This window comes from Amycolatopsis plumensis (assembly GCF_042652605.1).
Lineage (GTDB): Bacteria > Actinomycetota > Actinomycetes > Mycobacteriales > Pseudonocardiaceae > Amycolatopsis > Amycolatopsis plumensis.
Window position 1 is genome coordinate 1,080,988 of the sequence record NZ_JBHSJY010000001.1, and the last position, 13,084, is coordinate 1,094,071.

At 70.3% G+C, this 13,084-nt stretch carries 9 protein-coding genes; 7 read left to right on the top strand and 2 right to left on the bottom strand.

The features are described from left to right. Nucleotides 1-70 precede the first annotated feature (70 nt). Nucleotides 71-1,255: a serine/threonine-protein kinase gene (locus tag ACFPLC_RS05280; protein ID WP_378188780.1), complete on the top strand. Its 1,185-nt coding sequence runs from the start codon at nucleotides 71-73 to the stop codon at nucleotides 1,253-1,255. Nucleotides 1,256-1,367: 112 nt separating this feature from the next. Here ACFPLC_RS05280 and ACFPLC_RS05285 read toward each other — a convergent pair whose 3' ends face one another. Beyond that, nucleotides 1,368-2,153 (bottom strand): NAD-dependent epimerase/dehydratase family protein, encoded by a 786-nt coding sequence (locus tag ACFPLC_RS05285; RefSeq protein ID WP_378188781.1) that lies wholly within the window; start codon nucleotides 2,151-2,153, stop codon nucleotides 1,368-1,370. After that, complete coding sequence (locus ACFPLC_RS05290; RefSeq protein WP_378188783.1) at nucleotides 2,153-3,247, bottom strand: Gfo/Idh/MocA family protein; 1,095 nt, start codon at nucleotides 3,245-3,247, stop codon at nucleotides 2,153-2,155. Before ACFPLC_RS05290 ends, ACFPLC_RS05285 begins: the two co-directional genes overlap by 1 nt. Nucleotides 3,248-3,408: 161 nt before the next feature. Between ACFPLC_RS05290 and ACFPLC_RS05295 the strand changes: the two genes are divergently transcribed. From ACFPLC_RS05295 to ACFPLC_RS05320, 6 genes are all read left to right on the top strand, one after another. Then, the gene (locus tag ACFPLC_RS05295) at nucleotides 3,409-4,677 is read left to right on the top strand and encodes a macrolide family glycosyltransferase (protein WP_378188784.1); all 1,269 of its coding nucleotides are present in this window, start codon (nucleotides 3,409-3,411) and stop codon (nucleotides 4,675-4,677) included. 74 nt (nucleotides 4,678-4,751) lie between these two features. Then, nucleotides 4,752-5,636 carry a glucose-1-phosphate thymidylyltransferase RfbA gene (gene rfbA / locus ACFPLC_RS05300; RefSeq protein WP_378188785.1) on the top strand — a complete coding sequence of 295 codons (885 nt, stop codon included), beginning with the start codon at nucleotides 4,752-4,754 and terminating at the stop codon, nucleotides 5,634-5,636. A gap of 5 nt (nucleotides 5,637-5,641) precedes the next feature. Beyond that, nucleotides 5,642-6,616, top strand: a complete 975-nt coding sequence (gene rfbB, locus ACFPLC_RS05305; protein ID WP_378188786.1) for a dTDP-glucose 4,6-dehydratase — start codon at nucleotides 5,642-5,644, stop codon at nucleotides 6,614-6,616. A 193-nt stretch (nucleotides 6,617-6,809) separates the two neighbouring features. Then, nucleotides 6,810-10,106, top strand: coding sequence for a glycoside hydrolase family 172 protein (locus ACFPLC_RS05310; protein WP_378235708.1), 3,297 nt, complete (start codon nucleotides 6,810-6,812; stop codon nucleotides 10,104-10,106). 325 nt (nucleotides 10,107-10,431) lie between these two features. Next, on the top strand, nucleotides 10,432-11,094 hold the full coding sequence (locus ACFPLC_RS05315; protein ID WP_378188789.1) for a helix-turn-helix transcriptional regulator: 663 nt from the start codon (nucleotides 10,432-10,434) through the stop codon (nucleotides 11,092-11,094). A gap of 542 nt (nucleotides 11,095-11,636) precedes the next feature. Continuing rightward, nucleotides 11,637-13,076: an ArnT family glycosyltransferase gene (locus ACFPLC_RS05320; RefSeq protein WP_378188791.1), complete on the top strand. Its 1,440-nt coding sequence runs from the start codon at nucleotides 11,637-11,639 to the stop codon at nucleotides 13,074-13,076. Nucleotides 13,077-13,084 lie beyond the last annotated feature (8 nt).

Below are 13,084 nucleotides of genomic sequence, written 5' to 3' on the forward strand. Positions count from 1 at the left end.
GCAGCCGTTGACCTGTACCGCGCCGGTGCGTGCCGGCGTGTCCACGTGATGTCTGCGGAGGCTGATCTTCGTGCTCGACTTCCCCGGCGACGAACCGCCGCCGTCGATCGCCGGGCGCTACGAAGTGGCCGGGCTGATCGGCAGCGGCGCCACGGCGCGGGTCTACCAGGCCTTCGACCACCGCCTGCGCCGGGACGTCGCGATCAAGGTCTACGAGCGGGGCGCGATGCCCGTCGAGCAGCTGCGGCGGGTCCGGGAGAAGACCATCCAGGCCAGCATCGACCACCCCGGTGTCGTGGCCCTGTTCGACAGCGGCACCGACGGCGACCGCCCCTACCTGGTGATGCAGCTCGTCGACGGGGAAAACCTCGCCCAGCGGCTGCTGGCCGGGCCGCTCCCGGGCGAGCAGGTGCACGAGCTGGCCGTGCAGCTGGCCGAGGCGCTGGCCCACGTCCACGCCCGCCGCGTCGTGCACCGCGACCTCAAGCCGGCCAACGTCCTGCTCGGCGCCGACGGCCCGCTGATCACCGACTTCGGCATCGCCCACGAGCTGGACGCCACGCACGTCACCGGCACCGGCCTGGTCACCGGCACCGCCGCCTACCTGGCACCCGAGCAGGTCGTCGGCGACCGCGCCGGCCCGGCCGCCGACGTCTACGCCCTCGGCCTGATCCTGCTGGAGTGCCTGAGCGGCGAACGGGAGTACCCCGGCACGCTCGCGGAATCGGCCGTCGCGCGGCTGAGCCGCTCGCCCCGCGTGCCCGACGGACTGCCCGCCCCGCTGGCCCGCGCCCTCGAGCGGATGACCGCGCGGGAACCCGGGCAGCGCCCCACCGCCGAGGAGGTCCGGCAGCTGCTGCAGCAGACAACCGCCGTGCCGGCCGTGGACGCCGGCCCCCGGTGGCGCCGTCCCAAGCCGGCCGTGGTGGGCGGCTGCGCAGTCGCCGCCGCGTTCGCTCTCGCCGTGCTGCTCACCCGGCCGGATGCCGCGGTACCCGAACCAAGCGCCCTGCCCGACGCGGGATCGGCGCACTCGACCAGCCCCACGCCGCCGGCATCGCTGCCCGCGCGGGCACCCGCCTCGACCGTCATGGCAGGCGCACCGCACAGCACCGCCCGGGACGCACCGCACCTCGCGGCCGCGCCTCGCCCGGCGGCCGGCCCCGGCGCCGGGCGCCCCGCCGACGGGCCGGGCGGACCGGTCAAAGGCAAGGACAAAGGTCCGGACAAGGGCAAGGAACACAGCAGACCCTGAGACCGATCACCGCCGAGAGCGATCTCGGCCCGCTGCACCAGACGACTGCGATCTTCAGACGTGGTCAGAGGTTTTTCAAGTCGCAACCGGGCACGACAACAGGCGGCCGGGCTCACTGGCCCGAACGGGCAAGCTCCTTGTAGGCGTGCGCCGCGAGATCGTCGACGTAGCGGTCCAGCAGCGCCGCCAGGTACCCGGGGCCGAAGCCGAAGTCGTCGATCTCCGGGGCGAGTTTGCGCAGCTTGGCGATGCTGGCGATGGACCGCTTGGCCGGCTTGCCGTGCACCAGCGTCCGCTCGGCGTGGGTCCCCAGGCGCTGCTCGAGGCCGTCGACGATGCGCTCGATGTCCTCCGGCTGGCCGGAGGCGATGTTGACGATCTCGTCGCAGACGTCGCGGGCCAGCAACAGGTCGACCGCCCTCATCAGGTGGTCGATGTCGAGCAGGTCCCGTGAAGCGCCGCTGTACACCGTGACCTTGCCGGTGAGCAGCTGCCTGGTCAGGGACGGCAGGAGCTGGTGGGCCACCTGCCTCTGGCCGACGATGTGCGTGAGGCGCAACCCGAGCCAGCGCACGCCGGAGGCCGCGAAGACCGCCTCGAGGGCCAGCTTGTGCCTTCCGTAGTGGGTTTCCGGGAACACCGGGCCCTCCTCGGTGCCCGGCGAGTCCTCCGCGCCGTACATCCCCGCGGCCGCCGTGCTGAGGAAGACCGCCGTGCGGCCTTCGGCCTTGCAGTGGCGGATCACTTCGTAGACCAGCTTGGCCTCGCGCTCGAACGCGGCCGCGTCGGTCAAGTACACACTGGACACTCCCGCCGCGATGAGGGTGGCGTGCGGGTGCTGTGCGCCGAAGTACTCGCTCGCGCGCCCGGCGATGAAGCCCTTTCCGATGATCTCCATCAACCGTCCCCTTCGTCACGCGCGCCGACGCGCACGGCCTTCTTGCGGATCTCGTCGATGAGGCGGGCGGTCGTCACGGCCCGGTCGAGCCACGGACGCTCGGCGGCGGCGTCCACCACCGGCCCGGTGGCCGCGACGAAGGCCTCGACGGAATTGCGGAACTGGTCCGACGGCGGCAGCACGATCTCCTCGGCGTGGTCCTGCTCGGTGATGCGCAACACCGGCTGACGGCTCGGGGGCGGCGTGAAAGCGCGATCGAGCGAAACCGACGCCGCGCTGCCCCACAGCGAATACCGCGAACCGTAGCTGTGCTGGATACCGAACTCGAGCTGCGCGAACACGCCGTCGGCGGACACCAGCTGCACCTGGCCGGCCAGGTCGACCGCGAGCCGCTCGTCGACGCGCAGGGTCGCGCCGGTCACGGTCAGGTCCGGGCCGAGCAGCAGCTGGGCGGCGCGCAACGGGTACACGCCGATGTCGAGCAACGCGCCGCCGCCCAGTGCCGCGTTGTAGCGGGTGTCGTCCGGCGGGAGCGGCGGGATGCAGAACGAACCCGTGAACGTCCTCGGGATGCCGAACCGCCCTTCGGCGAGCAGCTGCCGCACCTTCGTGTGCTGGCTGTGGTGTTCGAAGCTGAAGTTCTCCCGCAGCACCAGGCCCCGGCTCGCCGCCAGTTCGGTCAGCTCGACGGCGTTTTCGCGCGTGGTCGCCAGCGGCTTCTCGCACAGCACGTGTTTGCCGGCGCGCAACGCGTTTCCCGCCCATTCGTAGTGCAACCCGTTGGGCAGGGAAATGTAGACCGCGTCGACGTCGTCGCGGCCGAGGATTTCGTCGTAGCCGCTCGCGACGGTGCCGAGCTCCGCGGCGACGTCCTTCGCGCGCTCGATCTCGCGCGCGGCGACGCCGCTCAGGCGAACCGTGTCCAGCAGGCCGATGGCCGGCAGCATGCGGCGGCGGGCGATCGGGGAACACCCGAGCAGTCCCAAGCGCAACGGCGAGGCGGCGCGGTCGTCCGTCGCGGTCCCCTCGGAACGGCCGGTGTGCTCGAAGACGGCACCAGGGTGTGGCGAACTCGGTTCGCGGTGGCGGGACATGCACTCTCCTCACGGGAAAACTCGGCCACTCCCCGAGTTCTGACAGGCAAGACTAGGCGGAATCGGGAGATCGTCCGGCGCCGCGCGCGACCCACTAGGGAATCTCTCATTCCTCGGCACCGTCGGTTGGCCGTGACCCCGGCGGGCGGCATGGTGGTCGCGTGTCTACGCCTCCCGCTTCCGAGTTCCCGCACGCGCCGAGCCTGGTTCGCCGCGGCGAACCCGGGCGCGCCCGTCATGTCGCGGTCTTCAACTTCCCCCGGTTCGGGCACATCCGGCCGACCCTGCCCGTCGTGCGCGAACTGCTGCGCCGAGGACACCGGGTCACCTACTTCGCCGCCGAGTCCTACGTCGACGCCGTGGCGGCCTCGGGCGCGGACGTCGTTCCGTACCCGTCGTCGTTCCCCGACGCGGTGGAGCCGGTGCACACCCCGGAAGAGCTTTCCGGGCTGCTCGTCGACTTCCTGCGCGAGGGGCTCGCCGCCCTGCCCGCCGCCCGCAAGCACCTCGGGCACCAGCTCCCGGACCTGGTGCTCGAGGACGCGCTGAGCACCGCGACGAGCGCCCTGATCGCCCGCGACGCCGGCTGTCCCGTCGTGCGGACGTTCGCCGGGTTCGGCGGCAACGACGAGGTCTCGCTCGACGGCGGTGAGCCGGCTCCGGAGAACCCGCTGCTGCCGGACACGGCGATCATCGAGCGGGCGGCCGAGGAGCTGTTCACGTCGCTGGTGCCGTACGGGCTCGACGAAGCCGGGTTCGAGTACGCCCAGCGCGGCTCCGCGGTTTCGGCGAACCTCGTGTTCATCCCCAAGGCCCTCCAGCCCTACGCCGACCGGTTCGACGACACCTTCGCGTTCGTCGGCCCCGAACCGGGACCGGACACCGGCGCGCTGCGCCCGGCGTCGGACCGGGACCGCACGGTGCTCGTCTCGCTCGGCACCTCGGCGACCGCGAACCCGCAGTTCTTCCGCGGCTGCGCGGACGCCTTCGCGGGCAGCGGCTGGCAGGTCGTCCTCGCCACGGCGGGGCACCTCGGCGCGGCCGACGTCGAACGGCTGCCCGCGGGCGTCGAGGCGCACGACTGGGTGGACCACGACGAAGTGTTCCCGCGCATGCGCGCGGTGGTCTGCTCGGCCGGTGCGGGCACGGTCCTCGACGCGCTGCGCCACGGCGTGCCGGTGGTGATGGTGCCGCAGCAACCGGACGCCGTGACCTTCGCCCGCCACCTCCAGAAGCTGGGGCTCGGGAAGACGCTCGACCCCGAAGAGGCGACCGGCGCGACGATCCGGTCGGCGGTCGAAGCGGTCACCGCCGATCCCGTGATCGGCCGGAACGTCGCGCGCATGCGCACCGAAATCCGGGAAGCAGGCGGCTCGGTCCGGGCAGCGGACGTGCTCGAGTCGCTCTGGCCGCGCACCACCACACCCTGAGCGTTCGCCTCCGTCGTCACCGATCCGAACGCCCGGCACCCATCCGTTCGTCCCGACAACCCCAGAAGGTTCCCATGAAGGGCATCATTCTCGCCGGCGGCAGCGGCACCCGGCTGCATCCGGTGACGCTCGCCGTGTCCAAGCAGCTCGTGCCGGTCTACAACAAGCCGATGATCTACTACCCGTTGTCGGTGCTCATGCTGGCCGACATCACCGAGATCCTGATCATCACCACCCCGACCGACCTCCCCGCGTTCCGGCGCCTGCTCGGCGACGGGTCCTGGCTCGGGCTGCGGATCGACTACGCCGAACAGCCGGAGCCGAACGGCCTCGCCGAGGCGTTCATCATCGGCGCCGACCACATCGGCAACGACGACGCCGCGCTCATCCTCGGCGACAACATCTTCCACGGCCCCGGCTTCTCCGGCATGCTCCAGGCCAAGACGCAGGACCTGAAGGGCTGTCTCCTCTTCGGCTACCCGGTGTCCGACCCGCACCGGCACGGCATCGGCGAGGTGGACGAGAACGGCATGCTGATCTCGGTCGAGGAGAAACCGGCCCAGCCGAAGTCCAACCGCGCCATCACGGGGCTCTACTTCTACGACAACGACGTGGTGGAGATCGCGAAGGGACTGACCCCCTCCAAGCGGGGCGAGCTCGAGATCACCGACATCAACGCGACCTACATGGAGCGGGGCAGCGCGCACGTCGTCGATCTCGGGCGCGGGTTCGCGTGGCTGGACACCGGCACGCACGAGTCGCTGCTCGAAGCCGGGCACTACGTGCAGACGCTGGAGGAACGGCAGGGCGTGCGGATCGCCTGCCTCGAGGAGATCGCCCTGCGGATGGGGTTCATCGACCCCGTGGCCTGCCACCGGCTCGGCGAGCGGATCAACAAGTCGGTCTACGGGCAGTACGTCATGGAAATCGCGCTCGCCGCGCAACGGAACGGGAGGTGAGCCGGATGCGCGTCGTGGTGACCGGCGGGGCCGGGTTCATCGGTTCGCACTACGTCCGGCAGGCGCTCTCCGGCGCCTACCCCGGGTTCGAACCGGACGTGCTGACCGTGCTCGACCTGCTGACCTACGCCGGGAACCGGGCCAACCTCGCCCCGGTCGCGGCCGACGAACGGCTGCGGTTCGTCGTCGGCGACATCTGCGATCCCGCGACCGTCAAGCAGGTGCTGTCCGACGCCGACCTGGTCGTGCACTTCGCCGCCGAGTCGCATGTGGACCGCTCGATCGAGGGCGCGGCCGATTTCGTCCGGACCAACGTGGTCGGCACCCAGACGCTGCTCCAGGGGGCGCTCGAGGCGGGCGTCGAGCGGTTCGTGCACGTGTCGACCGACGAGGTGTACGGCTCGATCGACGAGGGCTCGTGGCCGGAGGACTTCCCCCTCTCGCCCAACTCCCCTTACGCGGCTTCGAAGGCGTCGAGCGACCTGATCGCGCTCGCCTTCCACCGCACGCACGGGCTGAACGTCTCGGTGACCCGCTGTTCCAACAACTACGGGCCGTACCAGTTCCCGGAGAAGGTCATCCCGCTGTTCGTCACCAACCTCCTCGACGGACTCCGCGTCCCGCTGTACGGCGACGGGCTCAACGTGCGCGACTGGCTGCACGTCGACGACCACTGCCGGGGCATCCAGCTGGTCGCCGCCAAGGGCCGGGCCGGCGAGGTCTACAACATCGGCGGCGGGACCGAGCTGACCAACCGCGAGCTGACCCACCGGCTGCTCGAAGCGACCGGCCGCGACGAGTCCGCGATCCAGCCGGTCGCCGACCGCAAGGGGCACGACCGGCGCTACTCGGTCGACATCACGAAGGCGTCGGCCGAGCTCGGCTACCGGCCGGAGGTCGACCTCGAGCGCGGGCTCGCGGAAACCGTCTCCTGGTACCGGGACAACCGGTCGTGGTGGGAGCCGCTGAAGGCACGCTGACCCCCGCCGCCCTCTTCCGAGCGGACTTCCCGCGACTGTCCCATGTCACCCGAAGGTGGACAACCTTCGTCGCGCACTGTGACCAGAGGACTGGGAATTTCCCTCAAAAGAGGAGACCATCGTGCGAGTGAGCAACGACCGTCCTTAGTGTCGGACTCGTTGATCACCTAGTGCTCTGGGGGAGTACTCACTCGTGCGGTCCACTGTGCGCAAACGTTTGCTATCCGGTCTCCTCGTGGTCGCGGCCGCCGCGAGCGGCATCGCCGCGGCCTCCGGCGACGGGGAGGCCCGCCCGGCGGCCGCTCCCGGCGGCCGGTACAGCGGGTGGGACGTCTACCGCGACATCGACGGCCTGAGTGCGCTGCGCACCGGCGACCGGGCCGGCCGGTTCTCCAGCTTCGACCGGTCGGGCGCCAACGACGACGGGTTCTTCGGCACCTACACCTGCCTGTCGGAGAGCCCGGACGGCTGCGTCATCGCCGACCGGACCGGCGCCGGGCAGCTGACCTCGATCTGGATGGTCGGCGACACGCCCCCCGACGAGCCGGATCCGCCGACCGGACAGACGGGCCACCAGGCGGCCGAGCAGGCGGCCCGGCCGCCGAACCGGGCCGTGGCGGCCCGGGTGCCGCCGCCCGACCGCTACGAGAACAACAGGATCAAGATCGAACTCGACGGCCGGACGGTGCTCGACGCCCGGATGGGCGACGTGGTGTCCGGCAAGCTGGGCGCGCCGTTCGCGTGGCCACTGGTCGGCGACAGCCTCGGCACCAAGGGCGGCATGTCGATCCAGGTCCCGATGCCCTACCGCGAGTCGATGCGCGTCACCATGCGCAACTCGCCGCTCTTCTACCACGTCGACTACCGCGACTTCGACGACGCTTCCCAGGTGCGCACGTTCGACCCATCCGACCCCGCCGACGACGTCCTCCAGCGGCTGCGGCGGTTCGGCTTCGACGATCCCAAACCCCCGGCACCCGGCGCGACGACCACGACGCGGACCGCCGACGTCCCGAGCGGCCGGGCCACCGAACCGGTCCGGCTGACCGGCTCCGGCCGCATCACCCGGGTGCGCGTCGCGCTCCCGCAGGTCGTGCCGGCCTCCGCGGGCCACGAGGACGGCCGGACGCTCGGCGCGGGCGGCGAGAGTTCGTTCCGCGTCACCGTCGATCCCCGCAACCAGGGGGTCCGGCTCACGCGCAAGGTCGACCCGGCGGAGACCGGGCCGCCCCCGCAGGTGTTCGTCGACGGCAAGCGGGTGAACGCCACCGCGCAAACCGCCGGCGCAGCCGGGTTCGAGTCGCTGCAGGTCCCCGCGGAGCTCACCGCGGGCAAAGCGTCGCTCGCGATCACCACCAAAGCCGACGCGAAGTCCACCGAATTCCGCTACGACGTCCACAGCCTCGTCGACGGCTCCTACACCCGGACCGACACGCTCGACGTCGGACACTGGCACGAGGCCGAGGAACGCGTCCACGGCTACACGAACCGCGGCGAGGTGTGGCACGGTCTGCGGGAGCTGCGCATCCCGGTGCCCGAAGCCGCCGCCGAGCGCTCGCGCGCGCTGCTCACCGGGGCGCGTCTGCGCATCTCGTTCGACGGGCGCACCACGGTCGACGCCCCCATCGGCGAGTTCTTCGGCTCCGGGCTCGGGGCGTTCGACACGCGGAGCCTGCTGTACGCCATGGACCCCTCGCCGGGCGGCTGGTACACGGCCTGGTGGCCGATGCCCTTCGCCGGCCACGCCGAGGTCGAGCTCGTGAACGACTCCGGCGTGCCCATCACCGGCGCGAAGGTCGAGGTCACGTCGGCGCCGGACGGCTCGGTCGCCGGCAAGCTCGCCGCCCAGTCCACCGGCTACTTCCACGCCACCCACGGCAAGTCCGGCAAGCTCCCCGACGGCACCGACGTGCCGCTGCTCGACGCACGGGGCCGCGGGACCTTCTACGGCGTCACCGACACGATGCGCGGCGCGCCCGGTGGCCTGAACAAACTCGAATTCCTCGAAGGCGACGAGCGCGCCTACGTCGACGGCCGCGCGACACCCGCGCTGCACGGCACGGGGACCGAGGACTTCTACGGCGGCGGCTGGTACTTCCTCGGCATCACCATGCCCGGGTCGACGCCGACGGCCGCCCTGTCCGGCTTCTCCGAGGAGGCCGACGGCTGTGTCTCGCTGTGCGTCGGGGCGACCAAGCTGCTGCTCGCCGACGCCATCCCGTTCGCCGCCTCGCTGCGGTTCTCCGCGGAACGCGGTTCGGTGAACACCGACCCGGTCGAGCACAGCTGGACTTCGTACTGGTACGGCCAGGAAAAGACCGGGCTGCGCGAAACCGACGTCATCGATCCGGCCGACGGCGCCAGCCGGGCGGCACACGGGTATCGAGCCGGCGGCGAGACGGTGTCCGCACTGGACAGCACGGTCGAGGGCGTGGACTACCGCGCGAACCTGCGGCGGCCGACGACCTCGGCGACCGGCACCGTCGCGTTCACCGTGCGGACCGCGCCGGACGGCCGCGGCGCGCTCCTGCGGCGGCTGGCCGACCAGCAGCTCGCCGGCCAGGAAGCCGCGGTGTTCGTCGACGGCAAGGCGGCCGGGACGTGGCGGCAACCGCTGCACGACAGCACTTCGCGCTGGCTCGAGGACGAGTTCGCGCTGCCCGCCGCGCTGATCGGGAACAAGCGCGAGGTCACCGTCGAACTCCGGCCGAAAGCCGGCGCGCCCGCGTGGTCGGCCTCGCAGTACCGGCTGCTGACCCGCGTCGAACCGTTCGCCGACACGACGCGGCCGGCCGCACCGGCTTCGGTGCGCGCGACGGCGGACCGGACCGACGCCGTCGACGTCGCGTGGGAGCCGGCCCGCGACGACGGGACGATCGCGCAGTACGAGGTGTACGCGGCGCGAACGCCCGAGGTGGCACTGACGACGGCGAACCTCGTCGGCACCACGGTCGGCCGCTCGTTCCAGCACCGCGGCGCCGGTCCCGGCGCGCAGTGGTACTACCGCGTCCGGGCGGTGGACGGCGGCGGCAACGCGAGCGAGCCCTCCGCCGCCGTCGCGGGAACCGCGGGACGGCAGTACGAGATCGAGGCCGAGGCACTCGCCTCGGCGGCACAGGCGAACGTGCCGCTCTACGTGCCGCTGAGCCCCATCATGTCGGACACGGCCTACGTGCTGGTCGCGGCGGACCACCCCGGCGACGGCTTCACCGCCTCCGTCACGGTGCCCCGGGACGGGGTCTACGACCTGAGCGCGTTCTGGTCGGTCTCCCCCGAACGCGGCCTGGGGGTGATCGAACTCGACGGCACGGCGGTCGGTGCGCCGTTCGACACCTACCGCCCCGGCGACGAGGCAGTCGTGCGGAACGACCGGGGCGCGGTGCGGCTGACCGCAGGCAAGCACGAACTCGCGGTCCGGACCGCCGGGAAGAACGCGGCGTCGGCGGCGCTGGTGCTCGGTCTGGACAAGCTCGTTCTCACACTTGCCTGAGCCGGAGAACACGGGGTGACCCAGGCAACAGAAGATTATCCGAAGGTCTGTCCGCAAAATATACTTTGGTATCTTGCCGACCGACTACGGTCAGCCGGAATGCGAAGAATCGGTTTCACTTATTAAAGCATGATCATTTGATGTAAACTTAACTTAACCCGGGAGTCAAAGTCCCGCCCTGAACACCGGCCTGACCACGGTTGACTGACCCACTCACTGCTGATAGGTTATGGTTAGAAGTTCACCATGGCTTCTGTGTTCACGAATTTAATATACAATTAACATTATTCGTAGGTCTCTGGGGGGTCTACTAATGAATGTTCGCATGGAAGCATCGCCTGCGCCGGGGAATATTTGCCCGCCACAGCGAACGGCCCGGCCTGCGGCCGGTCAGCTTTCGGAATTCTGTGTAGCCAATCTCGACCACAATCTACTCGTACTGGAAGCGAACGCCGAATTTCTCAACTACCTCGGCCGGTCGGCGGCCGAGGTCTACGGCCGGACGTTCAGCAAGTTCGTCCACCCGAGCGTCGAACGCCTCGTCTCCCAGCACCTCGCCGGCCTCCGGGCCGGCACCCGGGACCGGTTCACGACGCGGATGCTGGCCGAACGGCCGAGCTACACGGTGGCCTCCGGCGTGCTGACCGGGATCGCCGTGCGCAAGGCAGCAGGTGGGGTGAGCGGCATCGTCATGCTGCTCAAGCCCGATCGAGCACACGCCGTGGAGGGCGCGTCCGAGTCCGACCAGCGCAAGACGCTGAGCGAACTGGACGCGCGGGTGCTCGAAGGGATCGCCACCGGCATCTCGACCGCACGGCTGGCCACCAAGCTGTACCTGAGCAGACAGGGGATCGAGTACCACGTCAGCGCGATGCTGCGCCGATTCAAAACACCCAACCGTTCGGCACTGGTGTCCAAAGCGTACGCGCAGGGCATTCTTCCGGTCGGGCAATGGCCACCGAAGGTTTCACCGGAAAACATTCACTGACAACGACGTCGGTGAATGATCAGAGTTGAAGAAAAGGGCACCGTGCACTCCCGGCAGGGAACGCGGTGTCCTTTTCTTTTGGTCGTTCGACGTCCGCGCGATCGACGGGAAAATCCCAATGACTGGAACAATCGGCCGACCGGCGCGGTGAAGATCATCAGTGAGATCCGAATCACAGTTTACGCTGGCATAACTCGGTCGGGCACTGCACCACGGCCTCTTCATGATCACCCACGGTATCTCTTCCCGTGATGAAATTACCCGAATGGGTGAATACCTTTTCACGGATCCACCTGGACCGACCAAAGTCTTGGGTCGTCCGGAGCAATCCTGGACCTTTGACAGCTCGAAATCCCGCTTGATCCACGGTCAGATGGGTAACAGAGAGTCAGAGCTGGTTCCCACCGAAAGGACGGCCGGTGCCCGCGATGTCATCGAAGAACGCACGGACGCTGACAGCCCCGGCAGACGCCGCGAGAGCCGGCGCTGCGACACCGCATTCCGCCGCGCCCCCCGCGGTGCCCCCCATCGCGTGGGGACCGGTGCTGGCCATCGTTGCCCTCGTCGGCGTCGTGATGGTGGTGACCAGCGCCAACTACGCCCGCGGGTTCGACGAGATGTACTTCCTCATCGCCGGCCGCGATCACCCCGCACTGGGTTACTTCGACCAGCCGCCGCTGGTTCCGCTGCTGGCCGGCCTGCTGGACCGGTGGTTCCCGGATTCGCTGATTGCGCTGCGCCTGCCGGTCAGCCTCGCGGCCGCGGCGGGTGCGGGCATCACCGCGCTCATCGCCCGGGAGCTCGGCGGCGGCCGGGGCGCGCAGGCCATGGCCGCCGGCGCCTACGCGTGCAGCGGGATCATCACGGTCAGCCACTGGCTGGCGACCTACACCCTCGACCCGTTCTTCTGGACGCTGCTCACCTGGCTGGTGGTCCGCTGGGTGCGGCTGCACCGGGCCGGCATCCGCGACGACCGGCCCCTGCTGTGGGCGGGCATCGTCACCGCGGTCTCGCTCGAGACCAAGTTCATGATCCCGGCGTTCTGGGTGCTCACCGGCCTCAGCGCGCTCGTGCTCGGGCCGCGGGAACTGCTGCGCAGGCCGATGCTCTGGCTCGGCGCCGCCATCGCCGTGGTCTGCACCATTCCGGCGCTCGGGTGGCAAGCCACGCACGGCTGGCCGTACCTCGAGATGGGCCGGGTCGTCGCGGCCGAGTCCCCGGGCAAGGTGGCCTTCGTCATCACGAGCGTGTCCGGCGCCGGGTTCCTGGCGGGCGTGATCGGGCTCTGCTACGGGTACTGGCGCCTGCTGCGCGCCCCCGAGCTGCGGAGCTACCGGTTCCTCGCGGTCGCGCTGCTGGCGACGTTCGTCGCGTTCCTGCTGACCGACGGGCGGTTCTACTACACGATGGGCCTGTACGCGCTGCCGTTCGGCGCCGCGGCCGCCGAGCTGAGCCGGCGCCGGATGGCGAAGGGCTGGCGCCTGCTGGCCTGGCCGGTGTTCGCGCTCTCGGCCGTGCTCCTGGTGGTCCAGCTGCCGATCTACCCGGAGAGCAAGGTGCGCGGCATGCCCGAGTCGTGGAACGGCGTCCCGCTCGGCTCGACGTTCGCGGGCGGCGAGCTGCCGCAGCGGGACGTCGGCCTCCGCGCGGGTCAGGCCTACGCCGCGCTGCCGCCCGAGGTGCGCGAGCGCACCGCGGTCTTCGCCGAGATCTACCCGTTCGCCGCGGCGACCGATTACTACGGCCGCGGCTACGGCATCGAGCAGGTCTACAGCGGACACCGGGGGTATTGGTACTTCGGTATGCCGTCGGACACCAAGGACAAGGTCCTCGTGGTCAACCCGAGCCGCTCGGAGGGCAAGCGGGACCAGCTCGCGCCGTACTTCCGCAGCAGCCGCGAGGTGGCCGCCGGGCTGCTGACGTTGTACGAGGGCCGTGAGCGGCCGTGGAGTGAGATCTGGCCGCAGGTGCGGAACAGCTGATCACCGGG